Genomic DNA, 20,179 nt, shown 5'->3' on the forward strand with positions numbered 1-20,179 from the left:
CGGCATTGACTTTCCGACACTCCATGGCCAAGGATCGCCGCCATGCCTGCCACAGCCACCTCCCCCCGTCAGGCCACCGCCTCTTCCCGCCAGGCCTCGGTCGCCGCGCTGCGGTTCGGGCGGATCGCGGCGATGGGGACGGTCGCGGCGCTGATCCTGATCGCCGGTGTGTGGGCGTCCTGGGGGACCGCTCAGCACGTGATGCTCACCAAGGGGCGGGAGCGCGGCACGATCGAGGTGACGCGGTGCGGTGAGGAGACCTGTACGGGGCCGTACGCGCCGTTGTCGACGGGGTCCACGGCCCGGAAGAGCGTGGTCATCGAGCACACGGCCGCCGTGCGGAAGGGGCAGACGTACAGCGTTGTGGTGAAGCCGGGCAGCGATGACGTGGTGCGTTCCGGTCCCGCCGGGATCCTCTACGCGTGGGTGCCGCTGGGTGGGGCGTTGCTGCTCGCCTCGGTGGTGGTGGCGGGCGGGTTGCGGCGGACGCGGGTGGCGTGGGTGATGGCGGGGTCGGGGATCGCGCTGCTCACGGCGGTGTTCGTGACGATGTGAGGGGTTTCGGCGTTCTCAGGTCCTGTGGGGGGGCTTAGTGTTGCCTGTTCGTGATTGACCTGGTCATGGCGTGGGTGGATGCTGAGCCACACCCTCCACATCTTCTGTTCAGATCTCGAAGATGGACTACTGCCACATGCGAACCCTTCCCCGCGTCGGCGCCTTTGTCGCCGCCGCCTCGGCCGCTCTGCCGGTCGCTGTTCCGCTTGCCTCGCTGCTGCTCGTCGCGGGCGCCGCGGCACCGGCCTTCGCCTCCACCGACGACACGTACACCGTGCAGCTGCGGCAGGATCTTCCGCGCACCTCGACCACCGATGACGGCGGGGCCCCGCAGGAGTCCTCGGACCAGTGCCCCGGTGTTCCCGCGGGGCAGGACGGCTGGCACTTCGTGCTGCCCGGGAACTCCACGGACTTCGTCAAGCTGACGGTGACCTTCGAGCCGGGTGGGCAGCAGGTGGTCACCGACTTCGGGCCGCCGTCCGACAAGCACGCCTACGTGGCCTCGGCTCCGGGGGCGGAGCTGACCTCCGCCGTCGCCGAGGTGAGCGGCGGCGATCTGGAGCTGTTCAACCTCTCGCACACCTGCCCCGCGGCGGACGGCACGACGCCGGGGACGGACACGCCCGGCGCTTCGGTGGAGCCGACCGCGAGCGCGTCGCAGGAGTCGCCCGACGACACGGTGACGGAGCCCGGCGACACGGTCACGGAGCCTGGCGGGGAGGAGCCGGCGGGTGCGGTCTCGGGCGGGGCGTCGCCGTCCGCGAGCGTCGCGTCGTCGTCTTCGCCGGGGCAGGGCGGCGGGGGCGATCTCGCGGAGACCGGCAGCGGTGCTCCGGTCGGTCTGCTGGCGGCGGCTGCGGCGGCGCTGCTGGCCGCGGGCGGCTACCTGGTGTTCCGTCGTCGCAAGGCCTGATCCACGGCATGACGGTGCCCCCCGTGCTCGTACGGAGCACGGGGGGCATTCTCATGTGCGGGATCAGCCGGTGTTGCGCAGGCCCGCCGCCACGCCGTTGACGGTGAGGAGCAGGGCCCGGGACAGCAGCGGGTCCGGCTGCTCCCCGGCCGCCGCCGCGTCGCGCTGGCGCTTGAGCAGGGTGACCTGGAGGTAGGAGATCGGGTCCAGGTAGGCGTCGCGGATGGTGAAGGTCTGCTTGAGGACCGGTGCGGCGTCCAGCAGTTCCGGTTCGCCCGTCACTCGCAGTACCTCGCGCACGGTCAGTTCGTGCTCGGCCTTGATGGTGGCGAAGACGTGCTTGAGGTCGTCCGGGACGAGGGTGTCGACGTAGTGGGCGGCGATGCGCAGGTCCGTCTTGGCGAGGGTCATCTCGACGTTGGAGATGAAGTTGCGGAAGAAGTGCCACTGCTCGTGCATCTCGTCGAGGACGGTGTCGAGGCCGGCCTCGCGCAGGGCCTTCAGGCCCGAGCCCACGCCGAACCAGCCGGGCACGATCTGCCGCGACTGGGTCCAGCCGAAGACCCAGGGGATCGCCCGCAGACCGTCCAGACCGGCGCCGGAATCGGGGCGCCGCGAGGGGCGGGATCCCAGGTGGAGGTCGGCGAGCTGGTCCACCGGTGTGGAGGCGAAGAAGTACGCGGGCAGGTCGGGGTCCTCGACCAGGCTGCGGTAGGCGGAGTGTGCGGCGTCGCTGACGACGTCCATCGCCGCGTCCCAGCGGGCCAGTGCCTCCACGGACTGGCGGGGGGCGGTGTGCAGGGCGGAGGCCTGGAGGGTGGCGGCGACCGTCAGCTCCAGGTTCTCCCGGGCGAGGGAGGGCACGAGGTACTTGTCGGAGATGACCTCGCCCTGCTCGGTGACCTTGATCTCGCCTTCCAGGGTGCCCCAGGGCTGGGCGAGGATCGCGTCGTGGGAGGGGCCGCCGCCGCGGCCGACGGTGCCGCCGCGGCCGTGGAAGAGCCGGAGCCGGACGCCGTACCGGTGGGCGACGTCACGCAGGCGGCGCTGGGCGCGGTGGATCTCCCACTGGCTGGTGGTGATGCCGCCGAACTTCGAGGAGTCGGAGTAGCCGAGCATGACCTCCTGGACGTCGCCCCGGAGCGCGACGAGGCGCCGGTAGGACGGGTCGGAGAGCATGTCCTCCAGGATCGTGTCGGCGGCCTTGAGCTCGTCGGTGGTCTCCAGGAGCGGGACGATGCCGATCTTGGCCCAGCCGGCGTGCAGGTCGACGAGGCCGGCCTCGCGGGCGAGGACGGCGGCGGCGAACACGTCGTCCGCGCCCTGGCACATCGAGATGATGTACGACTCGATGACCTCGGGTCCGAAGACCTCCAGGGCTCGCTTGACGGTCTGGAAGACGCCGAAGGTCTTCTCGCCGGCCGCGTCGACGGGTGCCGGGGTGGGGGCGAGGGGCCTTCTGGACCGCAGTTCCTTGGCGAGCAGCTTGGTCCGGTACTCGCGGGGCATGTCGGCGTACCGCCAGGACTCCTCGCCGAGCCGGTCGAAGAGCTGGCCGAGGGCGTGGTGGTGGGCGTCGGCGTGTTCGCGTACGTCCATGGTGGCGAGCTGGAGGCCGAAGGCGGCGAGGGTGCGGATCGTGCGGTCCATGCGGCCGTCGGCGAAGAGGCCGCCGCGGTGTTCGCGCAGGGAGGTCTGGATGAGGGTGAGGTCGGCGAGCAGCTCGGAGGTGCCGAGGTAGTCGCGGCCCTCGTCGTGCGGGGTGCCCTTGGCGAGGCGCTGCTTGGTGTTCTCCAGCTTCTGCCGGATGCAGGTGGCCTTGAGGCGGTAGGGCTCCTCGGCGTTGAGGCGCTTGTAGCGGGGGCTGATCTCGGGCAGTCGCTCGAGGTCGGCCTGCAGTGACTCGAGCAGTTCCTCGGTGGCCCCGGTGTAGCGGATGGAGTTCGACAGGAAGCCGCGGAGCTCGTCGATCATCTCCAGGGCGTCGTTGATGCCGTGCTCGTGCTGGAGGATGAGGACGTCCCAGGTGACCTGGGGGGTGACGTTGGGGTTGCCGTCGCGGTCGCCGCCGATCCAGGTGCCGAAGGTGAGGGGGCGGGTGTGGTCGGGGAGCTTGACGCCGACCCGCTCCAGTTCGGCGGTGAGGTCCTCCAGCACGTCCCCCACCGCGCCGGCGTGCAGCTCGTCCAGGTAGTAGATGGCGTTGCGGGCCTCGTCGGCGGGCTCGGGGCGTACGACGCGCAGTTCGTCCGTCTGCCAGACGAGGTCGATGTTCTCGGCCAGGCGGGTGTCGTAGCGGCGGCGGTCGCTTTCGATGACGGGCAGCTCCAGGAGCGCGGCGATGCGCCGGAGCTTGTTGAGGACGGACCGGCGTGCGGCCTCGGTGGGGTGGGCCGTGAACACGGGGCGAACATTGAGGTGGGCGACCGTCTGGCGCAGGTGCTCGGGGTCGGCGTCCTTCAGCCGGTCGGCCGTACGGGCGAGGAGGCCGCCCTCGGCGGCGCGCTTGGCGCGCAGCTCGCGGCCGCGGTGGACCTGTTCGGTGACGTTGGCCAGGTGGAAGTAGGTGGAGAAGGCGCGGACCAGCTTGGCCGCGGTCTGCAGTTCGGTGCCGCGCAGCAGCTCGGCGGCGGCCTCGCCGTCCTCGCGGGTGAGGCGGCGGACCTTCTCGACGAGCTCGAGCAGCTCGGGACCCTCCTGTCGGACGAGGGTTTCGCCGAGGAGGTCACCCAGTCGCCTGATGTCGGCGCGCAACGCACTGCTGGTCGTCGTGGTGCTCGTTGTCAGGTCGTCGGCACTGCTCACAGGTGCGGCTCCTTGCAGTGTTGAAGCTCGTCCGGGAGGGAACCCGGAGGGCGGTCGGGCGGCTGTCACCGCATACGGGACCGGACATCCGGGAAGAAATCAGAGCGGACCGCGCTGTCCGACCGACTCCAGGATAGGTGTCCGTGCGGACGCGCAGGCTTTCGGGCTCTTGCCGCCGGACGCCGCGCTGCCATACTTACGATGCCGTAGGTTACGGAACCGTAGGAAGTACCGCACGGTTTTCCCGGCCCCGGCATCTGTCTCAATCCAAGACCCCACAGGGGACGCGCATGACCACGAGTTCCGACGTGATCGAAGACTCTTCGAAGACCACCGACGACACCCCCACTCCCTCCGCCACCCTGGGCGGCGAGCAGAAGCGTTCGATCGAGCAGATCACCCTGCTGCTCTTCATCACCGTCCCGTTCCTCGCGCTGCTGGCGGCGGTGCCGCTGGCGTGGGGCTGGGGTGTGAGCTGGCTGGACCTCGGTCTGCTGGTGTTCTTCTACTTCCTGGGCTGCCACGGCATCACGATCGGCTTCCACCGCTACTTCACGCACGGTTCCTTCAAGGCCAAGCGGCCGCTCAGGATCGCGTTGGCGGTCATGGGGTCGCTGGCGGTGGAGGGGCCGCTGGTGCGCTGGGTGGCCGATCACCGCAAGCACCACAAGTTCTCCGACGCGGACGGCGACCCGCATTCGCCGTGGCGTTTCGGCGAGACGGTCCCGGCGTTGATGAAGGGCCTGTGGTGGGCGCACATCGGCTGGATGTTCGACGAGGAGCAGACGCCGCAGGACAAGTACGCGCCGGATCTGATCAAGGACAAGGCGATCCGGACGATCTCGCGGCAGTTCATCATGTGGACGGTCGTGTCGCTGGCGCTGCCCGCGCTGATCGGCGGTCTGGTGACGATGTCCTGGTGGGGCGCGTTCACGGCGTTCTTCTGGGGGTCGCTCGTGCGGGTGGCTCTGCTCCACCATGTGACGTGGTCGATCAACTCGATCTGTCACGCGGTCGGCAAGCGTCCCTTCAAGTCGCGTGACCGTTCGGGCAACGTGTGGTGGCTGGCGGTCCTGTCCTGCGGCGAGTCCTGGCACAACCTGCACCATGCCGACCCGACGTCGGCGCGGCACGGTGTGGAGCGTGGTCAGCTGGACTCCTCGGCGCGGATCATCCGCTGGTTCGAGTTGTTCGGCTGGGCGTACGACGTGCGCTGGCCGTCACGCTCGCGTATCGATTCCCGCCGGAACACGGGTGAGGACGGTTCTCGACGCGAGAAGGAGGCCGCCGAGGCGGCATGATTGACGCCGTGGCGACCGACTCCAGCAGCACCCCGAGCAATGACAAGCCGCGGCGTGTGCGTCGCACCCGGATGACCGGTGCCGAGCGCCGGCAGCAGCTGCTGGAGATCGGTCGCACCCTGTTCGCGACGAAGGGTTTCGAGGGCACGTCGGTGGAGGAGATCGCGGCGAAGGCCGGGGTGTCCAAGCCGGTGGTGTACGAGCACTTCGGCGGCAAGGAGGGCCTGTACGCGGTCGTGGTGGACCGGGAGATGCGGCGGCTGCTGGAGATGGTGACCAGTTCCCTGACGGCCGGCCATCCCCGCGAGCTGTGCGAGCAGGCCGCCTTCGCTCTGCTGGACTACATCGAGGAGTACACGGACGGCTTCCGGATTCTGGTCCGTGACTCGCCCATCCCCCAGTCGACCGGCTCCTTCGCGTCGCTCATCTCCGACATCGCCACCCAGGTGGAGGACATCCTGGGCCGCGAGTTCAAGCGCCGCGGCTTCGACCCCAAGCTGGCCCCGCTGTACGCGCAGGCGCTGGTCGGCATGGTGGCGCTGACGGGGCAGTGGTGGCTGGACGTGCGGCGCCCGAAGAAGGCGGAGGTGGCGGCGCATCTGGTGAACCTGGCGTGGCACGGGCTGGACGGGCTGGAGCCGAAGCCGCGACTGATAGGGCGCCGGAAGAGCTGACGAGTCGGCTCTTCCGGCGCCCTGCGGACGTCAGCGTTTGAAGACGTCCTTGATCTTCTCCTTCGCCTGGCGTGCGTCACCCTTCGACTTCTCGGCCTGGCCTTCGGCCGCCATGCTCTCGTTGCCGACCGTGCGACCCGCGGTCCCCTTGGTCTTGCCCTTGAGCTGTTCCTTCTTCGCCTTGCCCTTGGCCTCTCGTGCCACCGTCCATCACTCCCAGCGAGGCTTGATCTCGGTGTCATCACAGCGAGTGACCCATATGGTGCTGTTCAAACGCGGGTGCGCGGCTCCAGGAACTCCAGGGTGAGCTGGACGTGGTCGACGGCGGTGAGCATCACGCCTCCTTGCCTGCCGGGGCACTGGCGACGGCGAAGATGCGGCGGAAGGGGAAGGGCGTGCCGTGCGGGCCGGTCGGATAGGCCTCGCGCAGGGCGGACCGGTAGGTGGCGAGGAACTCGTCCCGGGTCTCGGGGTCGTCGGCGAGGGCGGTGAGGACGGGGCGCAGGCCGGTTCCCTTCACCCAGTCGAGTACCGGGTCCTCGCCGTGCAGCAGATGGACGTACGTCGTCTCCCACACGTCCGCCGTGCAGCCCAGGTCGGCCAGTTTCTCCAGGTAGGCCTCGGGGGCGAGGACGGCGTCGTCGTGGCGCAGGGTGTCGGCGAGGCGGTTCTTGAAGCGGGCGGAGTGGGCGAGTTCGCGCATGAGCCGGTGGCTGGGGGCGCCGAAGTTCCCGGGCACCTGGAAGGCGAAGGTGCCGCCGTTCTTCAGGCCGGCGACCCACTCCGCGAACCGCTCGGCGTGCCCGGGGACCCACTGGAGGGTGGCGTTGCTGACGATCAGGTCGTACGGCTCCTCGGGCGCCCAGGTGACGGCGTCGGCGTGGGCGAAGTCGAGGTGGCCGCCGCCCGGGGTGGGCCCCGCGTGGGCTTGGGCCCGGGTGAGCATCTCGGGCGAGTTGTCGTACCCGGTGATGCGGGCGGTGGGCCAGCGTTCGGCGAGCAGGGTGGTGACGTTGCCGGGGCCGCAGCCGAGGTCGGCGATGCGGGGTGGTCCGGCGGGCGGCTCTGTGGGCAGGCCGGGGACGCGGGCGAGGAGGTCGGTGAAGGGGCGGGCGCGGTGGTCGGTGTGGCGCAGGTACTGGGCGGGGTCCCAGGTGGGGGCGGGCATCGGGCCTCCTGGTCGTGACCGTTCTCGACGATGCCAGCCTCACCCGAAGTCAAGCTCGACGTCAAGAGTCTTGATGTCAAGAGACTTCACGTCGACACAACCACTACACTGATCGTCATGGAGGACGAGGTCGATCGGCTGGTCGCAGCGTGGCGCCGGGAGCGCCCGGACCTCGACGTGGAACCGCTCGAGGTGCTCAGCCGGGTGAGCAGACTGGCCCGGCACCTGGACCGCGCACGCCGTCTGGCCTTCGCCGAGCACAGCTTGGAGCCCTGGGAGTTCGACGTGCTGACGGCGCTCAGGCGCGCCGGCACGCCGTATCAGCTCTCGCCGGGGCAACTGCTCACGCAGACCCTGGTCACCTCGGGCACGATGACGAACCGCATCGACCGGCTGGCCAAGAAGGGCCTGGTGGAGCGGCTGCCCGACCCGAGCGACCGGCGTGGCGTGCTGGTCCGGCTCACGGACGTGGGCCGGGACCGCGCGGACCAGGCCCTGGCCGGACTGCTGGACCAGGAGCGCGCGATCCTGGCGGAACTCTCCCACGCCCAGCGGAGCGAGCTGGCGGGACTGCTGCGCCAGCTGACCGCGCCGTTCGACAACATCCCCGGTTAGGGCCTGTGTCGAAAGTGGCGCCTGCCGGGCGGCGCCCGGCACGCTCCCCCACTGCCTTAAGGGCGTGGGAGGTGCCCCCACTCGCCGCACCGGGCGAAAGCCCAAGTACATCCAGTACGAGGGCTTCCGCCCGGCACGCCGAGAGCACGCACCAACGCAGTCATCAGCCGCTGCCGCGGCGGGCGCCCGGCCCGCCCTTCGGGCGGACGACGCCACTTTCGACACAGGCCCTAGGGCCGCCAGGCGCACGTGCCCGAACGGCTCACCGGAGCCGATCAGGCACTGCTGCTTTCCTCCACCCCGATCCGCCCGGCGGGCCCCAGGTCCGCGGGGCCGACACCCGCTCGCCGTGCCAGGGCGACGGCGGCCAGGGTGCTGTGCACGCCCAGCTTGCCGAGGACGTTCTGCATGTGGGTGCGAACGGTGTGCGGTGAGAGGAACAGGCGCTCGGCCACGGCCTTGCGCCCCAGCCCGGCCACCATGCACCGCAGCACCTCCCGCTCCCGGGGGGTGAGCGACTCGACGAGCCGCTCGCTCTCGGTGCGGTGCTTGCGGGCGGCGGTCAGCTCGCGCAGGACGCCGGTGAGCAGGGCGGGCGGCAGATGGGTCTCGTCGCGCAGCACCCCTCGGATGACGGTGAGCAGCCGGGACAGCGAGCAGTCCTTGGCGACCCACCCGGAGGCACCGGCCTGCAGGGCGAGCGCTGCCCGCCGGGGATCGTCCTTCTCGGCGAGCACGACGATCCGTACGGCCGGCTGCCCGGAACGCACCCCGGCGACCAGCGAGATCCCGTCGACCAGCCCGTCCTCGTTGCCCTCCTGAACGGGCACGGCGGGCCGTACGCCCGGCACGTTGCCCCCCAGATCGGCGTCGACGAGCAGCACGTCGAAGCGGCGCCCCTCGGCCGCCGCCCGTTCCAGGCTGCGCAGCGCGGCGGGACCACTGCCGGCGGCGGACACGTCGACGTCCGGCTCGGCTGCCAGAGCCGCTGCGAGCGACTCCGCGAAGATGCGATGGTCGTCGACGACCAGGACTCGGATGCGAACCACGAAACCCCCTTCCCCGAGCTCTCGAAGAGCAGGGGATACCCCATCGTCGAAGGACGACACCGGGAGACGACATCGGCGCGAGTACGACGCCCGAAGCGCGAAGGCCGCACGGCCGCCGCCGTGCAAGGACTGCTACCCCCACTTCGGGCGTCATACCCGACTGTCTCGCCCCCTGATCAGCACCGGCCCCCACCGGTGCTGTTCATCAGAGTACGGGCGGGGGCCGGGAGCGGAAGGTAATTTGCAGAACTGGTTGTCCAGGACGTTTATGGTGAGCCGCATGTTTCGTCTGGAGACAGAAGTCGACAGAGCCCGACACGATTTGCTGCGTGTGCGACTGCGGGAGACCAACACGGCGGCCTCACCCGTCCTGCGCGCGCTGCGCGGAACCCCCGGCGAACGGCAACTTCCGCTCCACGTCTGGGCCCTGGACTCCTCCGACGCCCTGGCCGGCGGCCTGGTCGGCCACACCTGGGCGACCTGGCTGCACGTGACGTACCTGTGGGTCGACGAACGCCACCGGGGATCGGGCCTCGGCTCCCGTCTGCTCGCCCGGGCGGAACGGGCGGCCCGCCGCGAGCGGGGCTGTACGGCCGTACGCCTGGAGACCTGGGACTTCCAGGCGCCGTCGTTCTACCAGAGGCAGGGGTACGAGGTGGTGTGCGTGATCCCCGACTATCCGCCGGGAATCACGGAGTACACGCTGACGAAGCGGCTCAGCTGACCCTGCGCGCCCCTGCCGAAGGCACCGCCTCGAACACCCGCGGGGCGGTGAACTCCGCCGCGGCGAAGGCCTCCTGGACGGCCTTGGTGATCGTGTCGACGTCGGCCGCCTCCGCCAGGACGATGGCCGAGCCGCCGAAGCCGCCGCCGGTCATGCGGGCGCCGAGGGCGCCGGAGGCCAGCGCGGTGTCCACGACCAGGTCCAGTTCCGGGCAGGAGATGCGGAAGTCGTCCCGCAGGGAGACGTGGCCCTCGATCAGGACCGGCCCGATCGCGCGGGTCTCGCCCGACTCCAGCAGCGAGATGACCTTCTCCACCCGGTGGTCCTCCGTGACGACGTGGCGGACCAGGCGGCGCACCTCCTCCTCGTCGCCGAGGCGCTCCAGCGCCGCGTCCAGCCCGTCGTACGGCACGTCCCTGAGCGCGTCGACGCCCAGCAGGGCCGCGCCCTTCTCGCAGCCGGCGCGGCGCTTGCCGTACTCGCCGCCGCTGTGGGCGTGCTTGACCTGGGTGTCGACGACCAGCAGGCGCATGCCTTCGGCGGCCAGGTCGAAGGGGATCTGCTTCTGGGACAGGTCGCGGGTGTCGAGGAACAGGGCGTGGCCGGCCTCGCAGCACGCGGACGCCGTCTGGTCCATGATGCCGGTGGGGGCGCCGACGTAGACGTTCTCGGCGCGCTGGCACAGGCGGGCCAGCTGCCAGCCCTTCAGGCCGAGGGCGAAGAGGTCGTTGAGGGCCAGGGCCACGACGACCTCCAGCGCCGCCGACGACGACAGGCCCGCGCCGGACGGCACGGTGGACGTGAGGTGGACGTCCGCGCCGGTGACCTGGTGGCCCGCCTCGCGCAGGGCCCAGACCACGCCCGCCGGGTACGCCGTCCAGTCGCTGTCCGTCTCCGGGGCCAGGTCCTCCAGCCGCAGTTCCACGACACCGGCCTCGATGTCCGCCGAGTGCAGGCGCAGGACGCCGTCCTCGCGCCGGGACACCGCCGCGACCGTGATGTGCGGCAGCGCGAACGGCATGACGAAGCCGTCGTTGTAGTCGGTGTGTTCGCCGATCAGGTTGACCCGGCCGGGCGCCGCCCACACTCCTTCCGGATCGGCCCCGTACAGCTCCTTGAACCGCTCGGCGACAACCCCTGCCACAGCCTCGCTCATGCCCTGACTCCTGACCCTTTCGTACGTTCTACTTGCCGCGTCGCTGCGCGAAGTCCCACGCGTCCGCGACGATCCCCGCGAGGTCCGCGCGGGACGGGTTCCAGCCCAGCTTCTCGCGGGCGGTGTCGGCGGACGCCACCAGGACCGCCGGGTCGCCGCCGCGGCGGGGGGCCACGATCTCGGGGATCGGGTGGCCGGTGACCGTGCGGACGGTCTCGATGACCTCGCGGACGGAGAAGCCGTTGCCGTTGCCGAGGTTGCAGATCAGGTGCTCGCCCGGCTGGGCGGCCTTGAGCGCCAGCAGGTGGGCCTCGGCCAGGTCGGCGACGTGGATGTAGTCGCGGACGCAGGTGCCGTCCGGCGTCGGGTAGTCGTCGCCGAAGACGGAGATGGCGTCCCGCTTGCCCTGCGCGACCTGGAGGACCAGCGGGATGAGGTGCGACTCGGGGTCGTGCCGCTCGCCGACGATGACATTCGACTGCGTGCCGTACGCGCCCGCCACGTTGAAGTAGCGCAGCGACACGGCGCCGAGGCCGTGGGCCGCCGCCTCGCCGGTGATCATGTGGTCGACGGCGAGCTTCGAGGCGCCGTACGGGTTGGTGGGCTTCGTGGGTGCCGTCTCGACGATCGGCACCTGCTCCGGCTCGCCGTAGGTCGCCGCCGTGGAGGAGAAGACCAGCTTGCGCACGCCCGCCTCGCGCATGGCGGCGAGCAGCGTCATCGTGCCGCCGACGTTGTTGTCCCAGTACTTCTCGGGCTTGACGACCGACTCGCCGACCTGGGAGAAGGCGGCGAAGTGCAGGACGGCGTCGAAGGAGGAGTCCAGCCATTTGGCGGCGTCCCGGATGTCACCCTCGACGAAGGTGGCACCGGCCGGGACGCCCTCGCGGAAGCCGGTCGTCAGGTTGTCTAGTACGACGACCTCGTGGCCGGCCTCCAGCAGATGCTGGGCGACCACGCTGCCGACGTAGCCCGCGCCACCGGTGACCAGGTACTTACCGCTCATGAACTCGCTACCTCTCGCAGTCGCTCGGCCGCGCGTTCCGGCGGCACGTCGTTGATGAACACGTTCATACCGGATTCGGAACCCGCGAGGAACTTCAGCTTGCCGGAGGTGCGGCGAATGGTGAAAAGCTCGAGGTGCAGCGCGAAGTCGTCACGGCTGACACCCTCGAACTCCTCCAGCTGCCCGAACGGCGCCTGGTGCCAGGCGGCGATGTAAGGCGTCGGAGGCTCCCCCTCACCGAAGATCCGGTCGAAGCGCCTCAAGAGTTCCAGATACACCTTGGGGAACTCTGTGCGCGCGTCCTCGTCGAGCCCGAGCAGATCGGGCACGCGACGCTTCGGGTACAGGTGGACCTCGTACGGCCAGTGCGCCGCGTACGGCACGAAGGCGACCCAGTGTTCGCCCTCCAGGACGACCCGCTCGTCGGCGAGCTCCTGCTCCAGGACGGCGTCGAAGAGGTTCTCACCTCCGGTCGCCTCCTTGTGAGTTGCGACAGAACGCAGCATCAGCGCGGTGCGCGGCGTGGTGAACGGGTAGGCGTAGATCTGCCCGTGCGGATGGCCCAGCGTCACACCGATCTCGGCGCCGCGGTTCTCGAAGCAGAACACCTGCTCCACGGAGGGGAGATGCGACAACTCCGACGTCCGGTCGGTCCACGCCTCCAGGACCAGCCCTGCCTGCTCCTCCGTCAGGTCGGCGAAGGCCGCGTTGTGGTCGGAGGTGAAGCAGACGACCTCACAGCGGCCGGAGTCGCCGGCGAGGGAGGGGAAACGGTTCTCGAAGACCACGGCGTCGTACGAGGAGTCCGGGATCTCGCTCAGCCGCTCGCCCTGGGACGGGCACAGGGGGCACTCGTCGGCCGGCGGATGGTAGGTACGCCCCTGCCGGTGCGAGGCGATGGCGACGGAGTCGCCGAGCAGGGGATCGCGGCGGACCTCGGACGTCGTCACGGTCCGCTCCAGCGGGCGCCGGTCGACGGCGTCCCGCACGGTGTCGTCCCGCAGGTCGTAGTAGATGAGCTCGCGACCGTCGGCCAGCCGGGTCGAGGTCTTCTTCACTGCGGACTCCTATTCGAGCCACTCAATCATCAAACAGAACCAAACACATTAGAACACAAGCCACCTCAACTGTCGACATCACAATCCAACAAAGAGCATCACCGGGGGTGTTCAATAACTGAACGCTGAGGCGTAGGTTCCGCCACGGATCAGTTCGCGCAACGAAGCGAGTTCTTATGCAAACCCCCACAAACCTGGCAGCCGAGCTGCGACTCCCCACGAACTGGCTCGACTACACGATCCTCGGCATCTACTTCGTCGTCGTGCTGGGCATCGGCTTCGCCGCCCGCAGATCGGTGAAGACCAGCCTCGACTTCTTCCTCTCCGGCCGCTCCCTGCCCGCCTGGGTCACCGGCCTCGCCTTCGTCGCCGCCAACCTGGGCGCCACCGAGATCCTCGGCATGGCCGCCAACAGCGCGCAGTACGGCGTCTACACCACTCACTGGTACTGGATCGGCGCCATCCCGGCCATGGTCTTCCTGGGCCTGGTGATGATGCCGTTCTACTACGGCAGCAAGGTCCGCTCGGTCCCGGAGTTCCTGCTCCTGCGCTTCGACAAGGCGGCGCACCTGCTCAGCTCGATCCTGTTCGCCTTCGCCGCCGTCCTGATCGCGGGCGTCAACCTCTACGCCCTCGCGATCGTGGTCGAAGCGCTGCTCGGCTGGCCGGAATGGGTCGCCATCGTCGTCGCCGGCACCTTCGTCCTCGCCTACATCACGCTCGGCGGCCTCTCCTCCGCGATCTACAACGAGGTCCTGCAGTTCTTCGTGATCCTGGCGGCGCTCATCCCCCTCTCCGTCCTCGGCCTGAAGAAGGTCGGCGGCTGGGACGGCCTGTCCGACTCCCTCAGCAAGACACACGGCGCCGACTTCATGACCTCATGGGGCGGCACGGGCATCGGCAGCGCCAACCCACTGGGCGCCAACTGGCTGACCATCGTGCTCGGCCTCGGCTTCGTCCTCTCCTTCGGCTACTGGACGACGAACTTCGCGGAGGTCCAGCGAGCCCTGTCGGCGAAGAACCTCTCGGCGGCCCAGCGCACCCCCCTCATCGCCGCCTTCCCGAAGATCTTCATCGTCTTCCTGGTGATGATCCCGGGCCTGGTGGCGGCCGTCCTGGTCCCGAAGATCGGCACGTCCGGCTCGGACCTCCAGTACAACGACGCGATCCCGTACCTGATGGAGGCCCTGCTCCCGAACGGCGTCCTCGGCATCGCGGTCACCGGCCTCCTCGCCGCCTTCATGGCGGGCATGGCGGCCAACATCTCGTCCTTCAACACGGTGTTCACGACCGACATCTGGGCGAAGTACGTAGTAAAGGACCGCGAGGACGACTACTACGTACGCTTCGGCCGCCTGATCACAGCGATAGGCGTCATGGCCTCCATCGGCACGGCGTTCCTGGCGTCGTCCTTCTCGAACATCATGAGCTACCTCCAGACGCTGTTCTCCTTCTTCAACGTCCCGATGTTCGTGGTCTTCATCATCGGCATGTTCTGGAAGCGGACGTCGATGAAGTCGGGCTTCTGGGGCCTGCTCGCCGGCACGACAGCCGCCATGCTGAACTACTTCTGGATCTACAAACAGGGCATCATCGACATCCCCTCCGACCAGGGCGCCAACTTCGTCTCCGCGATCGCGGGCTTCGTGGCGGGCGCGGTGGTCATGATCGCCGTAACCCTCTTCACGGCCCCCAAACCGACCGAGGAACTCCAGGGCCTGGTGTACGGCACCACGTCCCCCGGCATGGAGGAGCCGCCCGCGCCCGGCGACGAGGCCTGGTACCGCAAGCCGGCCCTGCTGGGCTGGGGCGCGATGATCCTGGCGGCCGCCTGCTACATCCCGTTCTCGTTCTGACGCGGGAGGATTGGAGACACCATGTCTGAACCTTCCGGGCCCTCCGGATACTCCGAGAAGGACGTCCTGCGAGAGGTCTCCGAACTGCAGACCAAGTCCGCGACGGCCGCCCGCCTCTTCGACATCCGGCGCATCATCGGCGGCCTGTTCGTCGTGTACGGCGTCATCGTCACGATCGCCGGCTTCACGGCGTCGGACGCGGACCTCGACAAGGCGGAGGGCGTGAACATCAACCTGTGGACCGGGTTGGGGATGCTGGCCCTCGGCGTGTTCTTCCTGGTGTGGCTGAAGCTGCGGCCTGTGGTTCCGCCGCCGCCGGATGTTGTGGCGGGGGAGGAAGAACCGGGGAAGTGACGGTGGGGCGGGGCGGCGCAGGCCGGGGGTACGGGGTGCCGCCCTCTCCCTCACTTGATTGCTGTACGGCGGTTTACGGCCGGGGTCATTGGGCGGCACCGCTGGAGGTGTCGGCGAGTACCTCGGCCCAGACGGTCAGGCCGTTGCCGCTCTGCCGGGTGCCCCAGCGGGCGGCGAGCGCTTCGGTGATCAGGAGGCCACGGCCGTGTTCCTGATCCGGTCCAGGCAGCCGAGACGGCAGGGGTGGCACTGCAGTACGACTATCCCCCTCGTCGGTCACGCTGATCGCGGCCGCTTCGGCGGTGAGGGCACACGTGACCGTGATGGTGCGGCTGTCACTGTGCTCCAGGGCGTTCGCGACCAGCTCTGCGGTGATCGACTCCAGGTCGTCCGCCGCGCCCACGGGCAGACCCCACGACCGGGCCGTGGCACGCACATGGTGCCGCGCAGCACGTGCGGAGGTGAGGTCGTGGCCGGGGAGGGTAAGCAAGCTGTACGCCCGGAGCCCGGCTGGGCGGTACGCCAGTACGCCGTGGACACTCCCCATGGACGAAGCTTCCGCCGTGGCCCCACCCGGCAGAGCCGTTGGCCGTCCCCTGAGTCGTGCGCCTCGCGATCTGGCGACAAACAGCGCGTCGGAGAGAGCGTCCGCCAACTGATCTGCCAGCGCGCCGAGTTCACCAACCTTCGCCGCCCCCTCAGCGAGCACATCCCGCGTTCGGCCAAGCAGTCTGTCCGCGAGCCCGAGTTGTACGTCCTCGACCCGGTCGGCAAACCGGGAGACGAAGCCGTCGCCGTCCGTGAGAAGCAAGCAGGGCTGGCCGTGAGCGCCGGTCCAGGGCAGGAGCCGTAGACGATTCACTTCCTCGCTCATGACGCCGCTCCCAGCCATGCGTGGATGTCGCGGGTGTCGAGATCGACGCCGTACGTGGCGAGCCACAGGGTGTCGCGCCGTAGCCGTTGGAGCCGGGCCTTCTCTTCGCGCTCGTGGGCCGTGAGGTAGGGGCGGACGAGGAGGGTGGTGGAGCCGTCGATGGGCTCGTACCAAGCCTGGACCGTCGAGGCGATGTGAGGAGGGGGCGGCATGAAGTGCTCGTACGGCAAGACGGAAGCACATCGCTCCGCTGGCGGCTGACCTGAACGGCGATACCAACTGACGGAGGTGACTCTCCGCAGCAAACGGGCCATGCGTTCCATGAGTCTGGTCATGCTCTCAACTCCTGACATCTGTCGGATTCACGGGAAGCCTTCCATGGGAATCCCATGACAAGAGAACCTGTGAAGGAAGTTCCCCAATGTGGGTGACGTGCTTCGAATCCACGTCCGGCACGCCGGAACACCTCATAAAGTCAGCGCCGTCGGCTGAGGGAAGCCAGTCGGAGCGATGCGCTCCGTGGCAGGAGGGATCTGGCACATGACCGCCACGCAGACAGGCCCGGCCGGGCGGATGCAAATCGCACGAGGCCTGATCTCCCTGCGCGAGCGATGCGGGCTGACACAGACTCAAGTGGCCAACCGCGCGGGGGTCAGCACCACAACGGTCAGTCGGTACGAGGCGTGGCAGGACCGCGCGCGCATCCGATGGGCCACGGTCAAGGCTCTGGCCGACGCCTGCGAAGCCACGCCCCAAGAACGTGAAGCCCTCGTAGCCATCGCCAAGTCACAGGCCGACGGCTGGTGGGTCGGCAACAGCGCGGTGCCTGAGTGGCTGGATCCGCTCGTGTCCTTCGAGCACGCGGCAGCGTACGAGCACGTCTTCGCGAACACCGCCATTCCCGGCCTGCTCCAGACAAGGGAGTACGCCGGCGCCATCCATCAGGCGCGTGAAGTGCGCAGCTCGAACGAGGAGATCGAGCGGATGGTGGAAGCGCGGATGAAGCGCCAGGACATCCTGGAACGAGACCCGGCACTGCATCTGTGGGTCGTCCTCGATGAGGCAGTGCTACGTAGGACAGTCGGGGACACCGAAACCATGGTTGAGCAGCTCAAGCACCTTCATGACGTCGCCCAGAGCCCCAACATCGACATCCAGGTCCTGCCGTTCAGCGCGGGAGCGCATGCCGCGGGTGCCGGGCATTTCGTGATCCTCGGGCGGGACGACGAACGAGAACCCCTCAACTCAATGGCGGTTGTTTACATCGAGATGCGTCGTCGCGGACTGTATCTGGACGATGCAGAGGACGTGAGTGCCTACAAGTTGACCTTCGACTACCTTCGTTCGCAGGCCGCCGACACACTTGCCTCGTCGCGGCTGATTGCCAGAGCACTACAGGAGCTGTCCTCATGACCGACATATCGACTCCCCTGGCCGAGTCGGCGGCCAGGGCCTGGTTCAAGAGCAGCCACAGCGGCGGCGAAGGCAACGAGTGCGTGGAGATCGCCGACCTCCGAACCCGTGTGGCTGTCCGGGACTCGAAGATCCTCCACGGGGCCACGCTCACGGTCTCGCCCAGCGCCTTCGCCGTGTTCGTCGAGGGGGTGGCGAAAGGCTGGCGCGGCAACTCACCGTCGTAGAAGCCGACAAGCCAACGCATGCGTCCTTCGCCGCGGTGCCAGTCAGCGGACCAAGGTGACAGTGGTGGAGGGACAGCTGCCTATAGTACGCTGACCTGCCGTCGGCCCTGCGAGGACGACAAGAGCTCAGCTGTTGAACAAGGCGCCAACCACAAGGGCCGGTGCCTCTTCGAATGGCGCACGCTCTCGATCTTCGACCGAGCGCGAAGCTCCAGAGAGCATCTTTCTTTGGTCCCCGCGACGACGAGCATCCAGGGCCGGTCAGAGACGACCCTGCTCTGGAACGAGCACCTCGCAGCGATCACACAGCACGAGAAGGATCCGCCTGCTCTCACGCAGTGATTAGCTGTTGTCATACCGACCTTGGGGTTCGTCGGTCGAACGGGAGTCCCGATTGGGTACGCGCGAGGTGCACGGCGCATACGAGCAGGGCCTCCTGAACAGCTTCCGCAGCCACGTATATATGAACGCCGAAGCCGTCCTGCTCCTCGATGACACCGGCTTCGTAGGGGAAGGCATCCGTTCGGCCGGCGTGCAGCAGCACTACGGCACCGCCGGACGCACCGAGAACTGCCAGATCGGTGTGTTCCTCGCCTACGACACCGGCCGCAGGCGCACGTTGATCGACCGCCGCCTGTATCAGCCCACGTCGTGGACGGATGACCGTACGCGGTGCCGACAGGCCGGCATCGACGACACGGTCGGCTCGAGACCAAGGTGGCCATGGCCAAGGCAATGCCGGGCGATCGCGGAGAAGATTCGCTTCAGGTGGGTCACCGCAGATGCCGCCTACGGCTTCAGCAAAGGCTGGCGATTCGAGCTGGAGCAGGCAGACGTCTTCCACGTCATGGCCACCACCCGCCACGACACAGTCGTCATCCGCTGGGCCCTCGACCACCCAGTCCATGACCTGTTGCCCGGCCTCGCCCGGAAGACTGGGTGATAGCCCGCCGCAGCGTCAGCTGGCCCGGGGAGATCACCTACTACTTCGCCTACTGTCCGGCCGAGACCACCCTCGACGTCGAATACGCCGGGCACCGCACCCCCGACGGCCTTCAGCGACTGCTCAACAGGGCAACCTGGAATGCTGCAGGCCGGCTGGATCCGGGTGCGGCTGCGGACGAGCGTCAACGACGGAAGGCCCACGGCGACGAGCCGGCCGCCGCAGTGCCATGGGTGGTGCTGCGGCGGCCGGCCGGCCGGAGAGCGGACGGCTTGGCCATGGCCCTCTCCCCGGATGAGCTGGACGGTTCGAGTGCGCGGGAGGCCGTTCGCTGCCCTTCTTGTCAGGACTGCCGGCGGGCCAGCCGTTCGGCGGTCTGGCGACGCTTCGGCTGGAACGGGTCGGCGCTGGCTCCAGCTCCCACGCCGGGAGTAGCAGTCCAGGCGCGGAACTTGTTCGCGACCTGGGTCAGCTGCTCGTTGCCCGGTTTGACGTCGATGTAGAACAGGGCCTCGTCCGGCTTCGGGTCATCACCGCCCCAGCGCACGACGCCTTCACAGTCGGCGAGAATGTCGCGGATCACCACGACCTGGTTCGCGAAGAATCCGCCCCGCTGCCCGGAGGGATAGAACCCGGGACGAATCTGCACCGCCGTGCCAGATGCCTGGTTAGATTCCGCCAGTCCCTTGCGCACGTCGCCGGGACGGCGCCATCCGATGAGGTCGTCGCGTCTGAGCTCGTCGATCTCGTAGTGGAAGCGGCGGATGACGTGCACCAGAGCCGTCTCCACATCCCCGAGGCGCACTTGTACGCCCCCGAGGGCAGTGCCGGGGAGGGGACGGGTCCAGATGGTGCCGCCGCCGTCGGCGACCTTCTCCATCTCCCATCCGTTCTTGGATGGCTTGCCCGTGTACACGCGCTCCTGTTCGGCCTTGTGACGGCGCAGGGCGCCGGAGATGTCTACGGGATCGGGGGACGGCGAAGGAGTGGCGGCGATTGCCTGCGGGCCGGTCCATGTGACCACAGCAGTACCGGCTGCAACCACGGTGGCATGCTTCAGGGCAGCACGACGTGATAAGGACATGTGAGTGGGAGGCTTTCTCTCAAGGCCGAGGGATCTCGGCATACAGGGAGGGGACGACGCTGAAGGCGACTGCCGGCGTGATGAGTGCTACGAATGCGATCAACGCGTACCACATGCGATGGACGTTGACCGTCTGGGCGACCAAGTAGTTGGCGAAGGCGCACATCAGCAGGTACGGGACGGTGAAGAAGATGATCGCGGCGACATCCGTCCCCATGCCGTCGTCGGTGTCCGTCGGGGACGGCTGAGGCGCCAATCCGTGCTCGGGAAGCACCCATACCTCCAGGAGGCGCCAGGGCATGTCAACGATGCTGTTGCCGAGGTAGCCGAGGATCAGATTGACGACGCTGGCCAGGGCAATCGTGGCCGCTGCACGCCCCTGCCGGGTATGCACCACAGCCAGG

General features: G+C 68.7%; 21 protein-coding genes and 1 pseudogene. 11 read left to right on the plus strand and 11 right to left on the minus strand.

Going from position 1 to position 20,179, the window contains the following annotated elements; genetic code table 11:
- The first annotated feature begins 42 nt into the window (after positions 1 to 42).
- Entirely contained in the window at positions 43 to 555 is a 513-nt protein-coding gene (locus Q4V64_RS21015; RefSeq protein WP_124441592.1) for a hypothetical protein, read from the plus strand.
- A 136-nt stretch (positions 556 to 691) separates the two neighbouring features.
- Complete coding sequence (locus Q4V64_RS21020) at positions 692 to 1,468, plus strand: LPXTG cell wall anchor domain-containing protein (RefSeq protein ID WP_253267100.1); 777 nt, start codon at positions 692 to 694, stop codon at positions 1,466 to 1,468.
- A 63-nt stretch (positions 1,469 to 1,531) separates the two neighbouring features.
- Here the strand turns inward: Q4V64_RS21020 and ppc are convergent, their stop codons facing one another.
- Positions 1,532 to 4,273, minus strand: coding sequence for a phosphoenolpyruvate carboxylase (gene ppc, locus Q4V64_RS21025; RefSeq protein ID WP_124441590.1), 2,742 nt, complete (start codon positions 4,271 to 4,273; stop codon positions 1,532 to 1,534).
- A gap of 290 nt (positions 4,274 to 4,563) precedes the next feature.
- Between ppc and Q4V64_RS21030 the strand changes: the two genes are divergently transcribed.
- Together Q4V64_RS21030 and Q4V64_RS21035 are read left to right on the plus strand one after the other, a co-directional pair.
- Positions 4,564 to 5,574 (plus strand): fatty acid desaturase, encoded by a 1,011-nt coding sequence (locus tag Q4V64_RS21030; RefSeq protein WP_124441589.1) that lies wholly within the window; start codon positions 4,564 to 4,566, stop codon positions 5,572 to 5,574.
- A complete protein-coding gene (locus Q4V64_RS21035) occupies positions 5,571 to 6,248 on the plus strand; it encodes a TetR/AcrR family transcriptional regulator (protein WP_124441588.1) in 678 nt (225 codons plus the stop codon). The genes Q4V64_RS21030 and Q4V64_RS21035 overlap by 4 nt, the downstream gene beginning before the upstream one ends.
- 30 nt (positions 6,249 to 6,278) lie before the next feature.
- Here the strand turns inward: Q4V64_RS21035 and Q4V64_RS21040 are convergent, their stop codons facing one another.
- On the minus strand, positions 6,279 to 6,452 hold the full coding sequence (locus Q4V64_RS21040; protein ID WP_124441587.1) for a CsbD family protein: 174 nt from the start codon (positions 6,450 to 6,452) through the stop codon (positions 6,279 to 6,281).
- A gap of 130 nt (positions 6,453 to 6,582) precedes the next feature.
- The gene (locus Q4V64_RS21045; protein WP_124441586.1) at positions 6,583 to 7,416 is read right to left on the minus strand and encodes a trans-aconitate 2-methyltransferase; all 834 of its coding nucleotides are present in this window, start codon (positions 7,414 to 7,416) and stop codon (positions 6,583 to 6,585) included.
- Between the two features lie 117 nt (positions 7,417 to 7,533).
- Here Q4V64_RS21045 and tamR point away from each other — a divergent pair, with 117 nt between their 5' ends.
- Positions 7,534 to 8,031: a MarR family transcriptional regulator TamR gene (tamR, locus tag Q4V64_RS21050; protein WP_124441585.1), complete on the plus strand. Its 498-nt coding sequence runs from the start codon at positions 7,534 to 7,536 to the stop codon at positions 8,029 to 8,031.
- Between the two features lie 275 nt (positions 8,032 to 8,306).
- On the opposite strand, the gene Q4V64_RS21055 is transcribed toward tamR, so the two are convergent.
- Positions 8,307 to 9,080 (minus strand): response regulator transcription factor, encoded by a 774-nt coding sequence (locus tag Q4V64_RS21055; RefSeq protein ID WP_124441584.1) that lies wholly within the window; start codon positions 9,078 to 9,080, stop codon positions 8,307 to 8,309.
- Positions 9,081 to 9,348: 268 nt separating this feature from the next.
- On the opposite strand from Q4V64_RS21055, the gene Q4V64_RS21060 reads away from it, so the two are divergent.
- Entirely contained in the window at positions 9,349 to 9,804 is a 456-nt protein-coding gene (locus tag Q4V64_RS21060) for a GNAT family N-acetyltransferase (protein WP_124441583.1), read from the plus strand.
- Here the strand turns inward: Q4V64_RS21060 and galK are convergent.
- Genes galK through galT form a run of 3 tightly spaced genes read right to left on the minus strand, consistent with a single transcriptional unit; the run spans position 9,797 to position 13,024 of the window.
- Positions 9,797 to 10,960: a galactokinase gene (gene galK / locus Q4V64_RS21065; protein WP_124441582.1), complete on the minus strand. Its 1,164-nt coding sequence runs from the start codon at positions 10,958 to 10,960 to the stop codon at positions 9,797 to 9,799. The two genes, Q4V64_RS21060 and galK, sit on opposite strands and share 8 nt — an antisense overlap.
- Before the next feature lie 28 nt (positions 10,961 to 10,988).
- Positions 10,989 to 11,966, minus strand: coding sequence for a UDP-glucose 4-epimerase GalE (gene galE / locus Q4V64_RS21070; RefSeq protein WP_124441581.1), 978 nt, complete (start codon positions 11,964 to 11,966; stop codon positions 10,989 to 10,991).
- A complete protein-coding gene (galT, locus tag Q4V64_RS21075) occupies positions 11,963 to 13,024 on the minus strand; it encodes a galactose-1-phosphate uridylyltransferase (protein ID WP_124441580.1) in 1,062 nt (353 codons plus the stop codon). The genes galE and galT overlap by 4 nt, the downstream gene beginning before the upstream one ends.
- A 176-nt stretch (positions 13,025 to 13,200) precedes the next feature.
- Here galT and Q4V64_RS21080 point away from each other — a divergent pair, with 176 nt between their 5' ends.
- Together Q4V64_RS21080 and Q4V64_RS21085 are read left to right on the plus strand one after the other, a co-directional pair.
- Positions 13,201 to 14,880: a sodium:solute symporter family protein gene (locus Q4V64_RS21080; protein ID WP_124441579.1), complete on the plus strand. Its 1,680-nt coding sequence runs from the start codon at positions 13,201 to 13,203 to the stop codon at positions 14,878 to 14,880.
- A gap of 21 nt (positions 14,881 to 14,901) precedes the next feature.
- Positions 14,902 to 15,234 (plus strand): hypothetical protein, encoded by a 333-nt coding sequence (locus Q4V64_RS21085; protein ID WP_124441578.1) that lies wholly within the window; start codon positions 14,902 to 14,904, stop codon positions 15,232 to 15,234.
- A gap of 85 nt (positions 15,235 to 15,319) precedes the next feature.
- Here Q4V64_RS21085 and Q4V64_RS21090 read toward each other — a convergent pair whose 3' ends face one another.
- Positions 15,320 to 15,781, minus strand: a complete 462-nt coding sequence (locus Q4V64_RS21090; RefSeq protein WP_172629304.1) for an ATP-binding protein — start codon at positions 15,779 to 15,781, stop codon at positions 15,320 to 15,322.
- A 323-nt stretch (positions 15,782 to 16,104) separates the two neighbouring features.
- Positions 16,105 to 16,320, minus strand: a complete 216-nt coding sequence (locus tag Q4V64_RS21095) for a hypothetical protein (protein ID WP_124441576.1) — start codon at positions 16,318 to 16,320, stop codon at positions 16,105 to 16,107.
- Between the two features lie 328 nt (positions 16,321 to 16,648).
- Between Q4V64_RS21095 and Q4V64_RS21100 the strand changes: the two genes are divergently transcribed.
- The 3 genes and pseudogenes from Q4V64_RS21100 to Q4V64_RS21110 all read left to right on the plus strand — a co-directional run.
- Positions 16,649 to 17,521: a helix-turn-helix transcriptional regulator gene (locus Q4V64_RS21100; protein WP_253267099.1), complete on the plus strand. Its 873-nt coding sequence runs from the start codon at positions 16,649 to 16,651 to the stop codon at positions 17,519 to 17,521.
- Positions 17,518 to 17,748, plus strand: a complete 231-nt coding sequence (locus Q4V64_RS21105) for a DUF397 domain-containing protein (RefSeq protein WP_124441575.1) — start codon at positions 17,518 to 17,520, stop codon at positions 17,746 to 17,748. The genes Q4V64_RS21100 and Q4V64_RS21105 overlap by 4 nt, the downstream gene beginning before the upstream one ends.
- A gap of 472 nt (positions 17,749 to 18,220) precedes the next feature.
- Positions 18,221 to 18,691, plus strand: a pseudogene (locus tag Q4V64_RS21110) (transposase); the annotation flags it as partial.
- A 343-nt stretch (positions 18,692 to 19,034) separates the two neighbouring features.
- On the opposite strand, the gene Q4V64_RS21115 reads toward Q4V64_RS21110, so the two are convergent.
- Positions 19,035 to 19,775 (minus strand): hypothetical protein, encoded by a 741-nt coding sequence (locus tag Q4V64_RS21115; protein WP_124441574.1) that lies wholly within the window; start codon positions 19,773 to 19,775, stop codon positions 19,035 to 19,037.
- Positions 19,776 to 19,794: 19 nt separating this feature from the next.
- Complete coding sequence (locus Q4V64_RS21120) at positions 19,795 to 20,172, minus strand: hypothetical protein (protein ID WP_124441573.1); 378 nt, start codon at positions 20,170 to 20,172, stop codon at positions 19,795 to 19,797.
- Positions 20,173 to 20,179 lie beyond the last annotated feature (7 nt).

It is taken from the genome of Streptomyces sp. NL15-2K (assembly GCF_030551255.1).
Taxonomy (GTDB): domain Bacteria; phylum Actinomycetota; class Actinomycetes; order Streptomycetales; family Streptomycetaceae; genus Streptomyces.

Excerpts from the sequence above, each read along its gene's own strand:
- Q4V64_RS21015 (WP_124441592.1), top strand. The coding sequence starts at position 43 with ATGCCTGCCACAGCCACCTCCCCCCGTCAGGCCACCGCCTCTTCCCGC.
- Q4V64_RS21020 (WP_253267100.1), top strand. The coding sequence starts at position 692 with ATGCGAACCCTTCCCCGCGTCGGCGCCTTTGTCGCCGCCGCCTCGGCC.
- Q4V64_RS21030 (WP_124441589.1), top strand. The coding sequence starts at position 4,564 with ATGACCACGAGTTCCGACGTGATCGAAGACTCTTCGAAGACCACCGAC.
- Q4V64_RS21035 (WP_124441588.1), top strand. The coding sequence starts at position 5,571 with ATGATTGACGCCGTGGCGACCGACTCCAGCAGCACCCCGAGCAATGAC.
- Q4V64_RS21045 (WP_124441586.1), bottom strand. The coding sequence starts at position 7,416 with ATGCCCGCCCCCACCTGGGACCCCGCCCAGTACCTGCGCCACACCGAC.
- tamR (WP_124441585.1), top strand. The coding sequence starts at position 7,534 with ATGGAGGACGAGGTCGATCGGCTGGTCGCAGCGTGGCGCCGGGAGCGC.
- Q4V64_RS21060 (WP_124441583.1), top strand. The coding sequence starts at position 9,349 with ATGGTGAGCCGCATGTTTCGTCTGGAGACAGAAGTCGACAGAGCCCGA.
- galK (WP_124441582.1), bottom strand. The coding sequence starts at position 10,960 with ATGAGCGAGGCTGTGGCAGGGGTTGTCGCCGAGCGGTTCAAGGAGCTG.
- galE (WP_124441581.1), bottom strand. The coding sequence starts at position 11,966 with ATGAGCGGTAAGTACCTGGTCACCGGTGGCGCGGGCTACGTCGGCAGC.
- Q4V64_RS21080 (WP_124441579.1), top strand. The coding sequence starts at position 13,201 with ATGCAAACCCCCACAAACCTGGCAGCCGAGCTGCGACTCCCCACGAAC.
- Q4V64_RS21085 (WP_124441578.1), top strand. The coding sequence starts at position 14,902 with ATGTCTGAACCTTCCGGGCCCTCCGGATACTCCGAGAAGGACGTCCTG.
- Q4V64_RS21090 (WP_172629304.1), bottom strand. The coding sequence starts at position 15,781 with ATGGGGAGTGTCCACGGCGTACTGGCGTACCGCCCAGCCGGGCTCCGG.
- Q4V64_RS21095 (WP_124441576.1), bottom strand. The coding sequence starts at position 16,320 with ATGCCGCCCCCTCCTCACATCGCCTCGACGGTCCAGGCTTGGTACGAG.
- Q4V64_RS21100 (WP_253267099.1), top strand. The coding sequence starts at position 16,649 with ATGACCGCCACGCAGACAGGCCCGGCCGGGCGGATGCAAATCGCACGA.
- Q4V64_RS21105 (WP_124441575.1), top strand. The coding sequence starts at position 17,518 with ATGACCGACATATCGACTCCCCTGGCCGAGTCGGCGGCCAGGGCCTGG.
- Q4V64_RS21115 (WP_124441574.1), bottom strand. The coding sequence starts at position 19,775 with ATGTCCTTATCACGTCGTGCTGCCCTGAAGCATGCCACCGTGGTTGCA.